Source organism: Streptomyces phaeochromogenes (genome assembly GCF_001418655.1).
Lineage (GTDB): Bacteria > Actinomycetota > Actinomycetes > Streptomycetales > Streptomycetaceae > Streptomyces > Streptomyces phaeochromogenes.
Genome location: NZ_LIQZ01000327.1, coordinates 22321 through 39782 on the forward strand (window position 1 = coordinate 22321; position 17462 = coordinate 39782).

The 17462-nt window shown below is 70.2% G+C and carries 14 protein-coding genes and 1 pseudogene; 13 read left to right on the plus strand and 2 right to left on the minus strand.

Annotated features, from left to right (window positions below; genetic code table 11):
• Window positions 1-93 precede the first annotated feature (93 nt).
• The 4 genes from AOK17_RS35805 (at window position 94) to AOK17_RS35815 (ending at window position 3467) form a co-directional block, all read left to right on the plus strand.
• Window positions 94-1425 (plus strand): OFA family MFS transporter, encoded by a 1332-nt coding sequence (locus tag AOK17_RS35805; protein WP_055616769.1) that lies wholly within the window; start codon window positions 94-96, stop codon window positions 1423-1425.
• Window positions 1397-1543 (plus strand): MFS transporter small subunit, encoded by a 147-nt coding sequence (locus AOK17_RS54110; RefSeq protein WP_326727680.1) that lies wholly within the window; start codon window positions 1397-1399, stop codon window positions 1541-1543. The genes AOK17_RS35805 and AOK17_RS54110 overlap by 29 nt, the downstream gene beginning before the upstream one ends.
• Before the next feature lie 136 nt (window positions 1544-1679).
• Window positions 1680-2618, plus strand: a complete 939-nt coding sequence (locus AOK17_RS35810) for a beta-ketoacyl-ACP synthase III (RefSeq protein ID WP_055616770.1) — start codon at window positions 1680-1682, stop codon at window positions 2616-2618.
• Between the two features lie 171 nt (window positions 2619-2789).
• On the plus strand, window positions 2790-3467 hold the full coding sequence (locus tag AOK17_RS35815; protein WP_055616771.1) for a GntR family transcriptional regulator: 678 nt from the start codon (window positions 2790-2792) through the stop codon (window positions 3465-3467).
• A gap of 46 nt (window positions 3468-3513) precedes the next feature.
• Here AOK17_RS35815 and AOK17_RS35820 read toward each other — a convergent pair whose 3' ends face one another.
• Window positions 3514-4338, minus strand: a complete 825-nt coding sequence (locus AOK17_RS35820) for an NAD(P)H-binding protein (RefSeq protein ID WP_055616772.1) — start codon at window positions 4336-4338, stop codon at window positions 3514-3516.
• Window positions 4339-4567: 229 nt separating this feature from the next.
• Here AOK17_RS35820 and AOK17_RS35825 point away from each other — a divergent pair, with 229 nt between their 5' ends.
• The 9 genes from AOK17_RS35825 (at window position 4568) to AOK17_RS35865 (ending at window position 17231) form a co-directional block, all read left to right on the plus strand.
• Window positions 4568-5749: an ROK family transcriptional regulator gene (locus tag AOK17_RS35825; RefSeq protein WP_055616773.1), complete on the plus strand. Its 1182-nt coding sequence runs from the start codon at window positions 4568-4570 to the stop codon at window positions 5747-5749.
• A gap of 186 nt (window positions 5750-5935) precedes the next feature.
• Window positions 5936-7453, plus strand: a complete 1518-nt coding sequence (locus AOK17_RS35830; protein ID WP_055616774.1) for a sugar ABC transporter ATP-binding protein — start codon at window positions 5936-5938, stop codon at window positions 7451-7453.
• Window positions 7450-8469, plus strand: a complete 1020-nt coding sequence (locus AOK17_RS35835) for an ABC transporter permease (protein ID WP_055616775.1) — start codon at window positions 7450-7452, stop codon at window positions 8467-8469. Before AOK17_RS35830 ends, AOK17_RS35835 begins: the two co-directional genes overlap by 4 nt.
• Before the next feature lie 14 nt (window positions 8470-8483).
• On the plus strand, window positions 8484-9521 hold the full coding sequence (locus AOK17_RS35840; protein ID WP_055616776.1) for a substrate-binding domain-containing protein: 1038 nt from the start codon (window positions 8484-8486) through the stop codon (window positions 9519-9521).
• A gap of 146 nt (window positions 9522-9667) precedes the next feature.
• On the plus strand, window positions 9668-10888 hold the full coding sequence (locus tag AOK17_RS35845) for a Gfo/Idh/MocA family protein (protein ID WP_055616777.1): 1221 nt from the start codon (window positions 9668-9670) through the stop codon (window positions 10886-10888).
• Between the two features lie 13 nt (window positions 10889-10901).
• The gene (locus AOK17_RS35850) at window positions 10902-11906 is read left to right on the plus strand and encodes a sugar phosphate isomerase/epimerase family protein (RefSeq protein WP_055616778.1); all 1005 of its coding nucleotides are present in this window, start codon (window positions 10902-10904) and stop codon (window positions 11904-11906) included.
• 91 nt (window positions 11907-11997) lie between these two features.
• Window positions 11998-14517 carry a PQQ-dependent sugar dehydrogenase gene (locus AOK17_RS35855; RefSeq protein ID WP_055616779.1) on the plus strand — a complete coding sequence of 840 codons (2520 nt, stop codon included), beginning with the start codon at window positions 11998-12000 and terminating at the stop codon, window positions 14515-14517.
• Window positions 14518-14529: 12 nt separating this feature from the next.
• Entirely contained in the window at window positions 14530-15936 is a 1407-nt protein-coding gene (locus AOK17_RS35860; RefSeq protein ID WP_055616780.1) for a ThuA domain-containing protein, read from the plus strand.
• 161 nt (window positions 15937-16097) lie between these two features.
• Window positions 16098-17231 carry an inositol-3-phosphate synthase gene (locus AOK17_RS35865; RefSeq protein WP_055616781.1) on the plus strand — a complete coding sequence of 378 codons (1134 nt, stop codon included), beginning with the start codon at window positions 16098-16100 and terminating at the stop codon, window positions 17229-17231.
• Here AOK17_RS35865 and AOK17_RS49175 read toward each other — a convergent pair.
• Window positions 17129-17462, minus strand: a pseudogene (locus AOK17_RS49175) (inositol-3-phosphate synthase); the annotation flags it as partial. The gene AOK17_RS35865 and the pseudogene AOK17_RS49175 overlap by 103 nt on opposite strands.

Genomic DNA, 17462 nt, shown 5'->3' on the forward strand with positions numbered 1-17462 from the left:
TCGTCGCGCATCGCATACCGTTCACCGCACACGGCATACGCGTTCGTGTGGCCGTCTTCCCAACCGGCCGACCGGTTCCTATCGTCCGGGATCATGAGTCCCCCTGTAGCCCCACCGGGCTGGAGCCGTTGGCTGGTCCCGCCCGCGGCCCTGTCGGTCCACCTCTCCATCGGACAGGCCTACGCCTGGTCCGTGTTCAAGCCGTCCCTGGAGTCCGCGCTCGACCTCAGCGGCACCCAGAGCGCCCTGCCCTTCCAGCTCGGCATCGTGATGCTCGGCCTGTCCGCCGCGTTCGGCGGCACACTCGTCGAGCGCAACGGGCCGCGCTGGGCGATGACGGTCGCCCTGATCTGCTTCTCGTCGGGCTTCCTGCTCTCCGCGCTCGGCGCCGCCACCGAGCAGTACTGGCTGATCGTCTTCGGCTACGGCTTCGTCGGCGGCATAGGCCTGGGCATCGGCTACATATCGCCCGTCTCCACGCTCATCAAGTGGTTCCCGGACAGGCCCGGCATGGCCACCGGCATCGCGATCATGGGCTTCGGCGGCGGCGCGCTCATCGCCTCGCCGTGGTCCGCGCAGATGCTGGAGTCCTTCGGCTCGGACAGCTCCGGCATCGCCAAGGCATTCCTCGTGCACGGACTGACGTACGCCCTCTTCATGTCCCTCGGCGTGTTCCTGGTCCGCGTGCCGCGCCCCACGAAGACCGCGGCCGACGGCACTCCGGCGCCGCTCCAGGGCGTACAGGTCTCCGCGAACAGCGCCATACGCACCCCGCAGTTCTGGTGCCTGTGGGTGGTGCTCTGCATGAACGTGACCGCGGGCATCGGCATCCTGGAGAAGGCCGCCCCGATGATCACGGACTTCTTCTCGGACACCTCCACACCCGTCTCGGTGTCGGCGGCGGCCGGGTTCGTCGCGCTGCTCTCGGCGGCGAACATGGCGGGCCGCATCGGCTGGTCGTCGACGTCCGACCTGATCGGGCGCAAGAACATCTACCGCGTCTATCTGGGCGTCGGCGCGGTGATGTACGCCCTCATCGCCTGGGTCGGAGACTCCTCGAAGCCGCTGTTCATCTGCTGCGCCCTGGTGATCCTCTCCTTCTACGGAGGCGGCTTCGCGACCATCCCCGCCTACCTGAAGGACCTCTTCGGGACCTACCAGGTCGGCGCGATCCACGGGCGGCTGCTCACCGCCTGGTCGACCGCCGGAGTCCTCGGACCGCTGATCGTCAACTGGATCGCGGACCGGCAGGAGGAGGCCGGCAAATCCGGAGCGTCCCTCTACGGAGTGTCACTGATCATCATGATCGGGCTGCTCGTGATCGGCTTCGTCGCCAACGAACTCGTCCGCCCGGTCAACGCCCGCCATCACATCCCCGCCCAGAGGGAGGCCTCCGATGTCCACGAGCGACAGCAGTCCGCCTGAGGGCAGCACGCCCGACCGTCGTCCGTTGATCGCCTTCGCCTGGCTCTGGGTGGGGGCGCCGCTGGCCTATGGTCTGTACGAGCTGGTGCAGAAGGCCACCCAATTGTTCACAGGGTAGGTGCTCGGGTGTCCGAGGGCCTGACAGAAGCCGACAAGGGTGGCACACCAATCCTGTGGCATTACGTGCCCTCGTACCCGTGAGTACCTGATCAGACTGGTGAGTCCCGTTACCCAGGCAACCAAGGGGACCGCCCATGAACGGCTCACGCATCGCCGCTGTCGGCCACTACCAGCCCGCCAGGATCCTCACCAACGAGGACCTGGCGGAACTGGTCGACACCAGCGACGAGTGGATCACGAGCCGGGTGGGCATCCGTACGCGGCACATCGCGGGCCCCGACGAACCGGTCGACGAGCTGGCCGCGCACGCGGCGGCCAAGGCCCTGGCGGCAGCCGGCCTCGCCCCCGACGACATCGACTTCGTCCTGGTGGCCACCTCCACCGCCGTCGACAAGTCGCCGAACATGGCCGCCCGGGTCGCCGCCCGCCTCGGCATCCCCTCGCCCGCCGCCATGGACGTCAACGTCGTCTGCGCGGGCTTCACGCACGCCCTGGCCACCGCCGACCACGCCGTACGCGCGGGTGCCGCGACCCGGGTGCTGGTCATCGGCGCCGACAAGATGTCCGACGTGGCCGACTGGACGGACCGTACGACCTGTGTGCTCGTCGGGGACGGGGCGGGAGCCGCCGTTGTCGAGGCCGCGGAGGATGCCGGCATCGGGCCCGTGCTGTGGGGCTCGGTGCCCGAGATGGGACACGCGGTACGTATCGAGGGCACCCCCTCGCGGTTCGCGCAGGAGGGCCAGAGCGTCTACCGCTGGGCGACCACCAAGCTCCCGTCCCTCGCGCGCGCGGCCTGCGAGCGCGCCGGTCTGACCCCCGAGGACCTCGCCGCGGTCGTGCTGCACCAGGCCAACCTGCGCATCATCGAGCCCCTCGCCGCGAAGATCGGCGCCGTGAACGCCGTCGTGGCACGCGATGTCACCGAATCGGGCAACACCTCCGCCGCCAGCATCCCGATCGCCCTGTCCAAGCTCGTCGAGCGCGGCGAGATCTCCACCGGCGACCCGGTCCTCCTCTTCGGCTTCGGCGGCAACCTCTCGTACGCGGGACAGGTCATCCGCTGCCCGTGACGTGCGCGTATGCCGTCGGGCGAGTCGCTCGGGCGGGGCGTGTGACGAGGCCAACTCCCCTCCGGCCTGGCCATTGTGCGCCGTAGACTGTAGACGAAAGACAATTGATACTGGCTTTGAGGCTGCCGTGCCGCCGCGTGTACGCCGCCGCTGCCCAGGAGGGGGACCGCGATGTTGTCGACCGGACTGCCGCAGGGGTCGGTGCCCAAGCTCGAACGGCCGGGACCGCTGCGGGACCGTGTCTACGAAGCACTGCTCGAACTGATCACGACCCGTGCCCTGCAGCCCGGCCAGCACCTGGTCGAGAGCGAGTTGGCGGGGCACCTCGGGGTCTCCCGGCAGCCCGTGCGCGAGGCGCTGCAGCGGCTGAACACCGAGGGATGGGTCGATCTACGGCCCGCCCAGGGCGCCTTCGTGCACGAACCGACTGAGGCCGAGGCGGACCAACTCCTCACCGTACGCACGCTGTTGGAGGCCGAGGCCGCCCGACTCGCGGCGGCCAACACGGGCACGGCGGGCATCGCCGCCCTCGAGGAGCTGTGCGCCCAGGGCGAGGAGGCGGTCGGCGCCGACGACGTGGACGGAGCGGTCGCGATGAACGCCCGCTTCCACGCGAAGGTCATGGAGCTCGCGGGCAACACCGTCCTCGCCGAACTGGCCGCCCAGGTCGACCGGCGGGTCCGCTGGTACTACACGCCGGTCGCCCGGCAGCGCGGCCACCAGTCCTGGATCGAGCACCGCGACCTGATCGCCGCGATCGCCGCCCGCGACGAGCAGCGCGCGACCGAGGTCATGCGCGCCCACACGGAGCACACGCGCCGGACGTACCACGCGCGACCGCGCGACTAGACGACCGGAAAGGTCTTGTGAGGCGAGGCGAGGCGGCCCCGGCCCGTCAGAACGCGTCCGCGTGTTCCGTCGCCCACTGCCGGAACGTGCGCGGCGGTTGCCCTGTGACCTCCTCGACCGTGGGCAGGACCTGGGACTCGTCCAGGATCCCGTCGGCGAAGAAGCGGAGGAACGCCTCGGCGTACGGAGCCGGGAAGGCGGCCCCCAGTGCCTCGCGGGCCTCCTCGTCCGTGAGGCCGACGGTACGCAGCTCGCGGCCCAGCACCTCACCGATGACGGCGATCCTGTCGGCGGGCAGCAGCGACTGAGGGCCCGTCAGGGTGTAGACGTGGCCCGCGTGTTCGGACGAGAGGAGCGCCCGGGCGGCGACCTGGGCTATGTCGTACGGGTCGATGTCCGCCGTACGGACTCCGGGGAACGGCACACGTACCTCGTCGCCCTTGCGTATCTGGTCCGCCAGCGACACCGCGTTGGACATGAAGCTCACGGGCCGCAGGAAGGTCCAGGCGAGCCCGGACTCGCGCACCCCGTCCTCCGACGCCCGCATATAGCGGGTGACCGCGTTCCCGTCGTCGACCGCGGCCGACTTGCCGGACAGCATCACGACCCGCTCGACACCCGCCGCCCGCGCGTCGGCGAGAACGGCCCGCTGCCCCTCGTACCCGGGCATCAGGAACAGGGCCCGCACCCCGTCGAGCGACGCCCGTACGGTCTCCGGGCGGTTCAGATCGCCGGCCACCCCCTCGGCACCCTGCGGCAGTCCGGCCCCCTCGCCCGAACGGCTCATCGCCCGCACCGGCTCACCCGCGGCGGCCACCGCGCGCACCACACCGGCGCCGACGTTCCCCGTGGCACCCGACACCAGGATCATGAGTTTCCCCCTCTCCCGCCCCGGGCCACGGCAGCCCGGAGCACAGGGTGCCCATCCTGCTGTGTCCTTCCGCGCGTGGCCACCGCCCCAACTCGCTTTGTCCTCTGAGTGGAAGAAGTAGTCAGCAATTCGTGCGCAACTTCTTCCCAGCTTCGGCAGCCGCTGCTACGTTCCACTCGAAAGCCAACGACGGCGGTGCCGATGAGGCGGGGAGGGGCTCGTGAGACGCATGACGGCGCGACCCGGAAACGCCCACCAGGCGCGGCTGCTCAGGCTGCTGCGTGACGGGGGTCCCAACTCGCGGGCCCAGCTGGGCGATCAGGTGGACCTCTCGCGGTCCAAGCTGGCCGTCGAGGTCGAACGGCTGCTGGAAACGGGCCTTGTCGTGGCCGACGGACTCGCCGCCTCGCGCGGTGGCCGCCGCTCCCACAACATCCGGCTCGCTCCCGCACTGCGCTTCCTCGGGGTCGACATCGGCGCCACCTCGGTCGATGTCGCCGTCACCAACGCGGAGCTGGAGGTGCTGGGGCACATCAACCAGCCCATGGACGTACGCGAGGGCCCGGTCGCGGTCTTCGAGCAAGTGCTCGCCATGGCAGCGAAGTTGAAGGCCTCGGGGCTCGCGGAGGGGTTCGACGGCGCCGGCATCGGCGTACCCGGCCCGGTCCGTTTCCCCGAGGGCGTCCCGGTCGCCCCGCCGATCATGCCGGGCTGGGACGGGTTCCCGGTCCGCGAGGCGCTGAGTCAGGACCTCGGCTGCCCCGTCATGGTCGACAACGACGTGAACCTGATGGCGATGGGGGAGCAGCACGCGGGCGTGGCCCGTTCCGTGGGCGACTTCCTCTGCGTCAAGATCGGTACCGGTATCGGCTGCGGGATCGTCGTCGGCGGTGAGGTCTACCGCGGTACGACGGGCAGCGCGGGCGACATCGGCCATATCCAGGCCGTGCCGGACGGCCGCCCGTGCGCGTGCGGCAACCGGGGCTGCCTGGAGGCCCACTTCAGCGGCGCCGCGCTCGCCCGCGACGCCACGGAGGCCGCCCAGCAGGGGCTTTCCCAGGAACTGGCGGCACGGCTGGAGGCGGCGGGCGCCCTGAGCGCCGTCGACGTCGCCGCTGCGGCTGCCGCGGGTGACGCCACCGCGCTCGATCTGATCCGCGAGGGCGGCAACCGCACCGGCCAGGTCATCGCCGGACTCGTCAGCTTCTTCAATCCGGGCCTGGTGGTGATCGGCGGCGGTGTGACCGGACTCGGCCACACCCTGCTCGCCGCGATCCGCACCCAGGTCTACCGCCAGTCGCTGCCTCTGGCGACCGGCAACCTCCCGATCGTACTGGGGGAGTTGGGCCCCACCGCCGGAGTCATCGGCGCGGCCCGGCTCATCAGCGACCACCTCTTCTCACCCGCGTAACGCCTGCTTCCAGAGCCGCAACAGCGCCACATCTCCACGAGCCGCAAGAGCGCCACCTTCTCCGAGCCGCAAGAGCAGCACCTCTTCCCGAGGCGCTCCCGCACCACACCTCACAACACACCTCGCTTCGCCCTGCCCTCACTCCGCCCTGCCCTGAGACCGGCCCGCACGCCGAGGGGAACCGTCATGGCTCCAGAACCACCCCTGCTCACCATGTCCGGCATCACCAAGTCGTTCCCCGGTGTCCGGGCCCTCGACGGCGTCGACCTCGACGTCCAGACCGGCGAAGTGCACTGCCTGCTCGGCCAGAACGGCGCGGGGAAGTCCACGCTCATCAAGGTCCTGGCAGGCGCCCACCAGCCGGACGACGGCACGATCACCTGGCGCGGCGAACAGGTCACCCTGCGCTCGCCCATCGCCGCCATGCGCCTCGGCATCGCCACCATCTACCAGGAACTCGACCTGGTGGAGCACCTGTCGGTGGCCGAGAACGTCTACCTCGGCCATGAGCCGACGACCGCCGGTTTCGTCGTACGCGGCAAGGACGCCAAGGCGTCAACTGCCGCTCTGCTCAAGCGACTTGGGCACTCGGAGGTCGATCCCGCACGGCTCGTCGGTGACCTGTCCGCCGCCCAGCAGCAGATCGTCTCCATGGCACGGGCGCTCTCCCACGACGTACGCCTGATCGTCATGGACGAACCGTCCGCTGCCCTGGACCCCGACGAGGTCGACAACCTCTTCCGTATCGTCGGCGACCTGACCGCGGAGGGCGTCGCCGTCGTCTACATCTCGCACCGGCTGGAGGAGATCCGCCGCATCGGCGACCGGGTCACGGTCCTGAAGGACGGCCGGGCGGTGGCGGGCGGACTGCCCGCGAAGTCGACGCCGACCCGCGAGGTCGTCGCCCTGATGACCGGGCGGAACGTCGAGTACGTCTTCCCCGAGCGGCCCACGCACCAGGCGCTGCCCGATCCCGTGCTGGAGGTCCAAGGCCTCTCCCGCGACGGTGAGTTCGCCTCGCTCGACCTCACCCTGCGCCCCGGCGAGATCGTCGGCCTCGCGGGACTCGTCGGCTCCGGCCGCTCCGAGATCCTGGAGACGATCTACGGCGCCCGCAGGCCGAGCACCGGTCAAGTCCTCGTCGACGGAAAGCGGTTGAAGCCCGGCAGCGTGCGCGCCGCCGTCCGCGCCGGACTTGGCCTCGCCCCCGAAGAGCGCAAGGCGCAGGCCCTGCTGATGCTGGAGTCCGTCACCCGGAACGTCTCCGTGTCCTCCATGTCCCGCTTCTCGTACGGGGGTTGGCTCGACCGGAGCGCCGAGCGGAACGCGGCGCAGAAGGCGACCCGCGAGCTGTCACTGCGCCCCGACAACCCGTCCGCCCCCGTGCGCACCCTCTCCGGCGGCAACCAGCAGAAGGCGGTCCTCGCCCGCTGGCTGCTGCGCGGCTGCCGGGTGCTGCTGCTCGACGAACCGACCCGCGGCGTCGACGTCGGCGCCCGCGCCGAGCTGTACGCCGTCATCCGCCGCCTCGCCGACGAAGGCCTGGCCGTGCTCATGGTCTCCAGTGAAGTACCCGAGGTCCTCGGCCTCGCCGACCGCGTCCTGGTGCTCCGAGAAGGCCGGGTCGTGCACACGGCGCCCGCCCAGGAGCTCGACGAACACCGCGTACTCGACCTCGTCATGGAAGGAAGCCCGGCGTCATGACGCAGCCCGTGTCCCCGCCCCGGGACGAAATCCCGAAGCTGTCACCACAGGTGGAACCCAGTCCGTGGCGGGCGGTGGTGGCCCGTGCCGACGTCCGCACGCTCTCGCTGCTCGGTGTGCTCGCCGCCCTGATCCTCATCGGAGGCATCACCAAGCCCGACGAGTTCCTCGACACCCGCAACCTCCAACTGGTCCTCACCCAGGCCTCGGTGATCGGTGTCGTCACGGTCGGCATGACCTTCGTCATCATCTCCGGCGGCATCGACCTGTCCGTCGGCGCGATCGTCGCGCTCGCCTCGGTGTGGGCGACGACCGTCGCCACCCAGGACTTCGGCTTCGTCGGCATCTTCTTCACGGCGGTGATCGTCGGCGTCGGCTGCGGCCTCGTCAACGGGGTGCTGATCGCGTACGGCACCATGGTGCCGTTCATCGCGACCCTGGCCATGCTCGCCTCGGCCCGCGGGCTCGCCCTCCAGATAACCGACGGCAACACCCAGGTCGTCACCGTCGACGGCATCCTCGACCTCGGTGAGCGCGACTCCTACGTCCTCGGCGTCCCGCCGCTCGTCATGGTGTTCGCGGTCGTGACGATCATCGGCTGGCTCGTGCTCAACCGCACCACCTTCGGCCGCCGCACGGTCGCCGTCGGCGGCAACGCGGAGGCGGCCCGACTCGCCGGCATCGACGTACGCCGCCAGCGCCTCTACCTCTACCTGCTGTCCGGACTGTGCTGCGGCATCGCGGCCTTCCTGCTGATCATCCTGTCCGGCTCGGGCCAGAACACCAACGGCAACCTCTACGAACTCGACGCCATCGCCGCCGCGATCATCGGCGGCACGCTGCTCACCGGGGGACGCGGCACCATCGTCGGCTCGGTGCTCGGAGTCCTGATCTTCACCACGATCACCAACATTTTCGCCCTGAACAACCTGCAGAGCGACGTCCAGCAGATCGCCAAGGGCGCGATCATCGTCGCCGCCGTGCTCGTCCAGCGCCGTACCGCCAGCACGACCTGAGGAAAGGGTTCACCATGCCAGAGATCACGAGCCGCAGAGGACTGCTCTTCGGCACCGCCGCCGTCTCGGCCGGTGTCCTCCTCGCCGGTTGCACCAGCAACGAATCCAAGGACGAGCCGGCCTCCAACGACCAGCCCGCCGCCGACGACAAGCCCGGCAAGCAGGTCACCATCGGCTTCGCCGGCCCGCAGGCCGACCACGGCTGGCTCAACGCGATCAACGACAACGCCAAGAGCCGCGCCAAGAAGTACAAGGACGTGACGCTGGAGATCACGGAGGGCTCCAACGACACCGCCCAGCAGATCGGCCAGATCGAGACGCTGATCAACAAGAAGGTCGACGTCCTGGTGGTGCTGCCCGCCGACGGCAAGGCGCTCACCCAGGTCGGCCTCCAGGCCATGCGCGCGGGCATCCCGGTCGTCAACCTCGACCGGATCTTCAACTCCCCGCAGGCGTACCGCTGCTGGATAGGCGGCGACAACTACGGCATGGGCCTCAACGCCGGCCACTACATCGGCGAGCAGCTCAAGGACAAGAAGGGCGCCCGGGTCATCGAGCTCGCGGGCCTCGACAACCTGGAGCTGACGAAGCAGCGCACGCAGGGCTTCGACGCGGCCCTGAAGAACTACCCGAACATCAAGAAGGTCGCCCGCCAGGCCGCCGAGTTCACCGTCGAGTCGGGACAGGCCAAGATGTCCCAGCTCCTCCAGGCCCAGTCGAACTTCGACGCCCTGTGGAACCACGACGACGACCAGGGGGTCGGCGCCCTGCGCGCCATCGAGCAGGCCGGACGCGACGACTTCCTGATGGTCGGCGGCGCGGGCGCCCTGTCCGCGATGCAGGCCATCGAGTCGGACAACAGCGTTCTCAAGGCCACCGTCCTCTACCCGCCCACCATGGCCGCGTCCGCGATCGACCTCGCCCGCGCCCTCGGCCAGAGCAAGGGCATCGGCGGCCTCGCCGAGTTCGAGATCCCCTCGTCCCTGACGCTCTACTCGGCAGTCGTCGACAAGGAGAACGTCAAGACGTACCTGCCCACGGGCTTCAAGTAGGCCGTGCCCCGTCAGGGGCGCCCCGTAAGGGGCGCGGGGAACTGCGCGACCAGCCAAAACGGACCCGCAGTCTCCAACCGTGCAGCAAGCGGAGCGCCCCCGCACGACACCCCCCACCGCGCCACGACGAAGAGGAGGACCTCCGCATGGGACAGCCGCAGCAGCCCGACGAGGCACAGGCCGGGGCAGCGGCCGGAAGGCCGCCCCTGGGCGTGGGCATGGTCGGATACGCGTTCATGGGCGCCGCCCACTCACAGGGCTGGCGCACCGTGGGCCGTGTCTTCGACCTGCCACGCCGACCGGTCCTCGCCGCCGTCTGCGGCCGTGACGCGGGAGCCGTACGAGCGGCGGCCGACCGGCTCGGCTGGGCCGCCGCCGAGACCGACTGGCGGGCGCTGATCTCCCGCGAGGACGTCGACGTGGTCGACATCTGCACCCCCGGCGACAGTCACGCCGAGATCGCCGTCGCCGCGCTTGCCGCCGGCAAGCACGTGCTGTGCGAGAAGCCCCTCGCCAACACGGTCGAGGAGGCCGAGGCGATGGCCGAGGCCGCCCGAGCCGCGGCCGAGCGCGGCCAGGTGGCGATGGTCGGCTTCAACTACCGCCGGGTGCCCGCCACTTCACTCGCCCGGAAGATGGTCGCCGAGGGGCGTCTCGGCACCCTGCGGCACGTCCGGGTGACCTACCTTCAGGACTGGTTGGTGGACCGGGAGTTCCCGCTCACCTGGCGGCTGCGCAAGGAGACGGCGGGCTCGGGAGCGCTCGGCGACCTCGGCGCGCACATCGTCGACCTCGCCCAGTACCTGGCGGGCGAGCCGGTCGTGGGAGTGTCCGCGCTCACCGAGACCTTCGTACGGGAGAGGCCGCTGCTGTCCGGATCCTCCAGCGGCCTCTCGGCGGCCGGGGGCAGCGACCGCGGGGCCGTCACGGTCGACGACGCCGCCCTGTTCACCGGACGGTTCGCCTCGGGGGCCCTGGCGTCCTTCGAGGCCACCCGGTTCGCCACCGGCCGCAAGAACTCCCTGCGCATCGAACTCAACGGCGAGAAGGGCTCGTTGGCCTTCGACCTGGAGCGCCTCAACGAACTCTCGTACCACGACGGCACGGAACCCGGCACCCACGCCGGCTTCCGCCGCATCCTCGTCACCGAACCCGACCACCCCTACCTGGAGGCCTGGTGGCCGCCGGGCCACGGCCTCGGCTACGAGCACACCTTCACCCACCAGGCCCGCGACCTCGTGCACGCGATCGCGGACGGCGCGCAGCCGCTGCCCTCCTTCGCGGACGGGCTGCAGGTCCAGCGCGTGCTCGCGGCGGTCGAGGAGAGCGCCGAGAAGAACTCCGTCTACACCCCCATCGCGAGCTGAGGAAGGCCAGTCCATGCCGCGCAACTTCACGCTGTTCACCGGCCAGTGGGCCGACCTGCCGCTCGAAGAGGTCTGCCGGCTCGCCCGCGACTTCGGCTACGAGGGGCTCGAACTCGCCTGCTGGGGCGACCACTTCGAGGTCGACAAGGCCCTCGCGGACTCCACCTACCTCGACTCGCGCAGGGAACTGCTCGACAAGTACGGCCTCAAGTGCTGGGCCATCTCCAACCACCTGGTCGGCCAGGCCGTCTGCGACGCCATCATCGACGAACGCCACCAGGCGATCCTGCCCTCCCGTATCTGGGGAGACGGCGAGGCCGAGGGCGTACGGCAGCGGGCGGCGGCCGAGATCGCCGACACCGCGCGCGCCGCGGCGGCCTTCGGCGTCGACACCGTCATCGGCTTCACCGGGTCCGCGATCTGGCACCTGGTCGCGATGTTCCCGCCCGCCCCCGAGTCGATGATCGAGCGCGGCTACGAGGACTTCGCCATGCGCTGGAACCCCATCCTCGACGTCTTCGACACCGAGGGCGTGCGGTTCGCGCACGAGGTCCACCCCAGCGAGATCGCGTACGACTACTGGACAACTCAGCGCGCCCTGGAGGCCGTTGACCACCGGCCGGCCTTCGGGCTGAACTTCGACCCCTCGCACTTCGTCTGGCAGGACCTCGACCCGGTCGGCTTCCTGTGGGACTTCCGCGACCGGATCTACCACGTGGACTGCAAGGAGGCCCGCAAGCGCCTCGACGGCCGCAACGGACGCCTCGGTTCCCATCTGCCGTGGGGCGACCCGCGCCGCGGCTGGGACTTCGTGTCCGCGGGCCACGGCGACGTCCCCTGGGAGGACGTGTTCCGGATGCTGCGCTCCATCGACTACAAGGGCCCCATCTCGGTCGAGTGGGAGGACGCGGGCATGGACCGCCTCCAGGGCGCACCCGAGGCACTCACCCGGCTGAAGGCCTACGACTTCGAACCTCCGACGGCGTCCTTCGACGCGGCGTTCGGCGGCAACGACTAGCCACCCCCCTCACAGAGTTCGTTCCGGGGTGACGGCGCACCCCGGCGCATCGCACCCGCATGTACAACCAGCCCCACTCTGGAGGCATTCCGTGCACGGGAACGACCACATAAGCACCACCAGAACCGAGAGCCACAGACGACGCCCGAGACTGCGACTGCGCAAGGCGCTCGCCCTGTTCACCGGAGCGCTCCTCGCGGGTGCCTCGCTCACCCTGGCCACACCGCCGGCGGGCGCCGCCGTCGCCGACCCGGCCGCCGCGCCGGCCGCACCCGTGGCAGCCGAGGACTTCCAGCAGGTCACCCTCGCCAAGGGCGAACCCGAGGTCGGCGAGCCCATGTCGCTGGCCGTCCTCCCGGACCGCTCGGTCCTGCACACCTCGCGCGACGGCGAACTGCGGATCACCGACAGTGCCGGCAACACCAAGCTGGCGGGCAAGCTCGCCGTCTACTCGCACGACGAGGAAGGCCTGCAGGGCGTCGGCATCGACCCCGGCTTCGCCGACAACCGCTTCATCTACCTCTACTACGCCCCGCCGCTCGACACCCCGGCGGGCGACGCCCCCGAGACGGGCACCGCGGCCGACTTCGCGCCCTTCGACGGCGTCAACCGGCTCTCGCGCTTCGTCCTGAACGCGGACGGCACCCTCGACAACGCCAGCGAGAAGAAGATCCTCGACGTCCCGGCGACCCGCGGCATCTGCTGCCACGTGGGCGGGGACATCGACTTCGACGCGGCCGGGAACCTCTACCTGTCGACCGGTGACGACTCCAACCCGTTCCAGTCGGACGGCTACGCGCCCATCGACGAGCGCGCCAACCGCAACCCCGTCTTCGACGCGCAGCGCACCTCCGGCAACACCAACGACCTGCGCGGCAAGATCCTGCGCATCAAGGTGAACGCCGACGGCTCGTACGCGGTCCCGGACGGCAACCTCTTCGCGCCCGGCACGGACAAGACGAAGCCCGAGATCTACGCGATGGGCTTCCGCAACCCGTTCCGCTTCAGCGTCGACAAGAAGACCGGCATCCTCTACGTCGGCGACTACGGCCCGGACGCCGGTGCCGCCGATCCCGCGCGCGGCCCGGCCGGCCAGGTCGAGTTCGCCCGCGTCACCGAGCCCGGCAACTTCGGCTGGCCGTACTGCACGGGCAACAACGACGCCTACGTGGACTACGACTTCGGCACCGGCGCGTCGGGGGCCTCCTTCGACTGCTCCGCGCCCAAGAACACCTCGCCCAACAACACCGGTCTGACGGACCTGCCCCCGGCCCAGACCGCGTGGATCCCCTACGACGGCGGTTCCGTGCCCGAGTTCGGCAGCGGCTCCGAGTCCCCGATGGGCGGCCCGGTCTACGACTACGACGCCTCGCTCGACTCCCCGGTCAAGTTCCCGGAGGCGTACGACGGCGACTTCTTCGCCGGCGAGTTCGGCCGCCGCTGGATCAAGCGGATCGCGTCCGACGACAGCGGCACCGTGCAGTCCATCAACGACGTGCCGTGGACCGGCACCCAGGTGATGGACATGGCCTTCGGCCCGGACGGCGCGCTGTACGTCCTCGACTACGGCCTCGCGTGGTTCGGCGGTGACGAGAACTCGGCCCTGTACCGGATCGAGAACGCGACCGACGGCCATTCGCCCGTGGCACAGGCCGCGGCCGACCGCACCTCGGGACAGGCGAAGCTGAAGGTCAAGTTCTCCTCGGCCGGCACCACGGACGCCGACGGTGACGCCCTCACGTACAGCTGGGACTTCGGCGACGGCGGCAAGTCGACGGCGGCGAACCCGACGTACACCTACAAGAGGAACGGCACCTACACGGCGACACTGACCGCGAAGGATGCCACCGGGCGGACCGGCAGCGCCAGCGTACGGATCGTCGTCGGCAACACCGCGCCGAAGGTGACCCTCCAACTCCCCGAGGACGGACAGCTGTTCAGCTTCGGTGACGCGGTGCCCTTCAAGGTCAAGGTGACCGACCCGGAGGACGGCAGGTCGATCGACTGCGCCAAGGTGAAGGTCAGCTTCGTCCTCGGTCACGACAGCCACGGCCACCCGCTGACCACCGCGAACGGCTGCTCCGGCACCATCCAGACCAGCGCCGACGGCGGCCACGACGAGGACGCGAACATCTTCGGTGTCTTCGACGCGGAGTACACCGACAACGGAGGCGGCGGCCAGGAGGCGCTCACCACGCACGACCAGAACGTCGTCCAGCCCAGGCACCGGCAGGCCGAGCACTACGGCAAGTCGGAGGGCGTCACGATCCAGACGAAGGCCACCGCACACGGCGGAAGGACCGTCGGTGACATCAACAACCGCGACTGGATCTCCTTCGAGCCGTACGTCCTGAGCAACGCCACGAAGATCACGGCACGCATCGCCTCCGGCGGCACCGGCGGCAAGCTGGAGGTCCGTGCGGGCTCGCCCACCGGCCGCCTGCTCGGCACCGCGACCGTCCCGGTGACCGGCGGCTGGGAGAACTTCCAGGACGTCACCGCCAACCTGACGAAGGCGCCGCGCGGCACCACCACGCTCTACCTCGTCTTCAAGGGCAGCGGTACCGGGTCCCTGTACGACGTGGACGACTTCACCTTCACAACCCGCTGAGGGAGGTGCGCCATGCGAGCAACTGGCCGAACAGTGACCGCTGTCGTCGGCGCCGCCCTGCTCATCGGGTGTGTGTCGGGACCGGCCGCCTCGAAGGGATCCTCCTCCGGCCCGTCGGGGTCCTCCGGGGCCTCCGAGTCGAAGAAGCCCTCGAAGGGTGAGCGGGTCCTGGTGTTCTCCAAGACCGCCGGGTTCCGGCACGACTCGATCCCCGAAGGGGTCGCCGCGGTGAAGAGCCTCGGCGCCGAGAACGGGTTCAGGGTGGACGCCACCGAGGATGCGGGAGCCTTCTCCTCGCGCAACCTCTCCCGGTACGACGCCGTGGTGTTCCTCTCCACGACCGGGGACGTCCTCAACGGGGCCCAACAGCGGGCCTTCGAGGGCTACATCAAGCGCGGCGGCGCCTACGTGGGCATCCACGCCGCCGCCGACACCGAGTACGACTGGGAGTTCTACGGTGGCCTCGCCGGCGCCTACTTCCAGTCGCACCCGGCGATCCAGCCCGCGCGGATCGAGGTCGAGGACCGGGCACACCCGGCCACCTCGCACCTCGGGGAGTCCTGGAACCGTACGGACGAGTGGTACAACTACCGCTCCAATCCCCGGGACCGGGCCCACATCCTGGCCTCGCTCGACGAGTCGTCGTACAGCGGCGGCACGATGAGCGGCGACCATCCGATCGCCTGGTGCCAGGAGTACCGGGGTGGCCGCGCCTTCTACACCGGCAGCGGTCACACCAAGGAGTCGTACGCCGATCCCGCCTTCCGGCAGCACCTGCTGGGCGGAATCCAGTGGGCCGTCGGCGCCGCGAAGGCCGACTGCCGCCCGGAGAAGGGGTATTCACCTCTCTTCGACGGGACCGCCGAGTCGCTGGCGGACTGGAAGCAGGCGGGACCGGGCTCGTTCTCGCTCTCGGACGACGGCACACTCACGTCGTCCGGCGGCCTGGGCATGCTCTGGTACGCGGACCGCGGCCTCGGCTCGTACTCGCTGAAGCTCGACTGGAAAATGGCGAGTGCCTCCGGGGACGACAACTCCGGTGTGTTCGTGGGCTTCCCGGCCTCCGACGACCCCTGGTCGGCCGTCAACAACGGCTACGAGGTCCAGATCGACGCGTCCGACGCCCCCGACCGCACCACCGGGGCCGTGTACAGCTTCCAGTCCGCCGACATCGGGAAGCGCGACCGTGCGCTGAACCCGCCGGGGGAGTGGAACACGTACGAGATCCGCGTGGAGGGCGAACGACTCCGCGTCTATCTCAACGGCGTGAAGATCAACGATTTCACCAACACCGATCCGGCGCGCAGCCTGCGTGACGGTCATGTCGGCATCCAGAACCACGGAGCCGAGGACCAGGTGTCCTTCCGGGACATCCGGATCAAGGAACTGCCGGCGCGATCCGGCGCGCAGGGCGATTGAGCGGCGGCGGGCGGAGGACGCCGGACCTCCGCCCGCCGTCTTGTCCCCTTCTGTTCATCTCGTCTGCGGTAGCTGACTTTCCCGGCTGCCGCTTCCGGCTCGCGTTTCCGGCATGCGTTTCTCGCTTGCGAACGACCTCACGTACGACAAGGAGGCTGCCCATGTCCGCCGAATCCTCCGTCTCCCCGCCGCGGGTGGGAGTGTGGCTGATCGGAGCACGTGGCTCTGTCGCCACCACGGCCGTCACGGGCTGCGCCGCGGTGACCGCCGGGCTGCACCCGCCGACGGGCATGGTCACCGAGACCCCCGCGTTCGCCGACTGTGGACTGCCCCCGCTGTCGTCTCTCGTCTTCGGCGGTCACGACATGGTGGACTGCCCCCTGCCCAAGCGGGCGGAGGCGCTCGCCGCCGGGGGCGTGCTGCCGCCCGGACTTCCGGCGGCCGTCACCGCCGAACTCGCCGCCGCCGACCGGGAGATCAGGCTCGGCGGCCCGCTGTCCGGTGAGACGCGCGACGAGGACGAACTGGTCGAGGCACTGGCCTCCGACATCCGTGACTTCATGACCCGGTGCGATCTGGACCGCACGGTCGTGGTCAACGTGGCCTCCACGGAACCCGTGCCCACCGGCACGGAACTCCCGGCCAGCTCCCTGTACGCGGCAGCCGCGCTGCGGGCGGGCTGTCCGTACGTCAACTTCACCCCGTCCATGGGCCTGCACCACCCGGCACTGGCGTCCGCGGCTGCGGAGTCCGGACTGCCGTACGCGGGCCGCGACGGCAAGACCGGCCAGACCCTGCTGCGGTCGGTCCTCGGCCCGATGTTCGCGCAGCGCGCGCTGGCGGTCCGCGCCTGGTCCGGTACGAACCTGCTGGGCGGCGGTGACGGCGCGGCCCTCGCCGACCCGGGCGCCGCGGCGGCGAAGAACGCGGGCAAGGAACGCGTCCTGGCCGACACCCTCGGCGGGGTTCCCGAGGGCGAGACCCACATCGACGACGTACCGTCCCTCGGCGACTGGAAGACCGCCTGGGACCACATCGCCTTCGACGGCTTCCTCGGCACCCGGATGGTCCTGCAGACCACCTGGCAGGGCTGCGACTCCTCCCTCGCGGCCCCGCTGATCCTCGACCTGGCCCGCCTGGTCGCCCGCGCCCACGAGGCGGGTTTGTCCGGCCCGCTCTCCGAACTCGGCTTCTACTTCAAGGACCCGGTGGGCGAGGGCCCCGCGTCCCTGGGCGAGCAGTACGCGGAACTGGTGGGGTTCGCGGGGCCCTCGCCCACCGGGTCCTTGAAGTAGAAGCCGAGTTCGGAGAGCGGGCCGGACAAACCCGCCTCGTGGGCGCGGGCGACCAGGCGGGCCAGGTCGAGGATCAGCGGGGCCGCGAGGGAGGAGTCGCAGCCCTGCCAGGTGGTCTGCAGGACCATCCGGGTGCCGAGGAAGCCGTCGAAGGCGATGTGGTCCCAGGCGGTCTTCCAGTCGCCGAGGGACGGTACGTCGTCGATGTGGGTCTCGCCCTCGGGAACCCCG

Excerpts from the sequence above, each read along its gene's own strand:
- AOK17_RS35805 (WP_055616769.1), top strand. The coding sequence starts at position 94 with ATGAGTCCCCCTGTAGCCCCACCGGGCTGGAGCCGTTGGCTGGTCCCG.
- AOK17_RS54110 (WP_326727680.1), top strand. The coding sequence starts at position 1,397 with ATGTCCACGAGCGACAGCAGTCCGCCTGAGGGCAGCACGCCCGACCGT.
- AOK17_RS35810 (WP_055616770.1), top strand. The coding sequence starts at position 1,680 with ATGAACGGCTCACGCATCGCCGCTGTCGGCCACTACCAGCCCGCCAGG.
- AOK17_RS35815 (WP_055616771.1), top strand. The coding sequence starts at position 2,790 with ATGTTGTCGACCGGACTGCCGCAGGGGTCGGTGCCCAAGCTCGAACGG.
- AOK17_RS35820 (WP_055616772.1), bottom strand. The coding sequence starts at position 4,338 with ATGATCCTGGTGTCGGGTGCCACGGGGAACGTCGGCGCCGGTGTGGTG.
- AOK17_RS35825 (WP_055616773.1), top strand. The coding sequence starts at position 4,568 with ATGACGGCGCGACCCGGAAACGCCCACCAGGCGCGGCTGCTCAGGCTG.
- AOK17_RS35830 (WP_055616774.1), top strand. The coding sequence starts at position 5,936 with ATGGCTCCAGAACCACCCCTGCTCACCATGTCCGGCATCACCAAGTCG.
- AOK17_RS35835 (WP_055616775.1), top strand. The coding sequence starts at position 7,450 with ATGACGCAGCCCGTGTCCCCGCCCCGGGACGAAATCCCGAAGCTGTCA.
- AOK17_RS35840 (WP_055616776.1), top strand. The coding sequence starts at position 8,484 with ATGCCAGAGATCACGAGCCGCAGAGGACTGCTCTTCGGCACCGCCGCC.
- AOK17_RS35845 (WP_055616777.1), top strand. The coding sequence starts at position 9,668 with ATGGGACAGCCGCAGCAGCCCGACGAGGCACAGGCCGGGGCAGCGGCC.
- AOK17_RS35850 (WP_055616778.1), top strand. The coding sequence starts at position 10,902 with ATGCCGCGCAACTTCACGCTGTTCACCGGCCAGTGGGCCGACCTGCCG.
- AOK17_RS35860 (WP_055616780.1), top strand. The coding sequence starts at position 14,530 with ATGCGAGCAACTGGCCGAACAGTGACCGCTGTCGTCGGCGCCGCCCTG.
- AOK17_RS35865 (WP_055616781.1), top strand. The coding sequence starts at position 16,098 with ATGTCCGCCGAATCCTCCGTCTCCCCGCCGCGGGTGGGAGTGTGGCTG.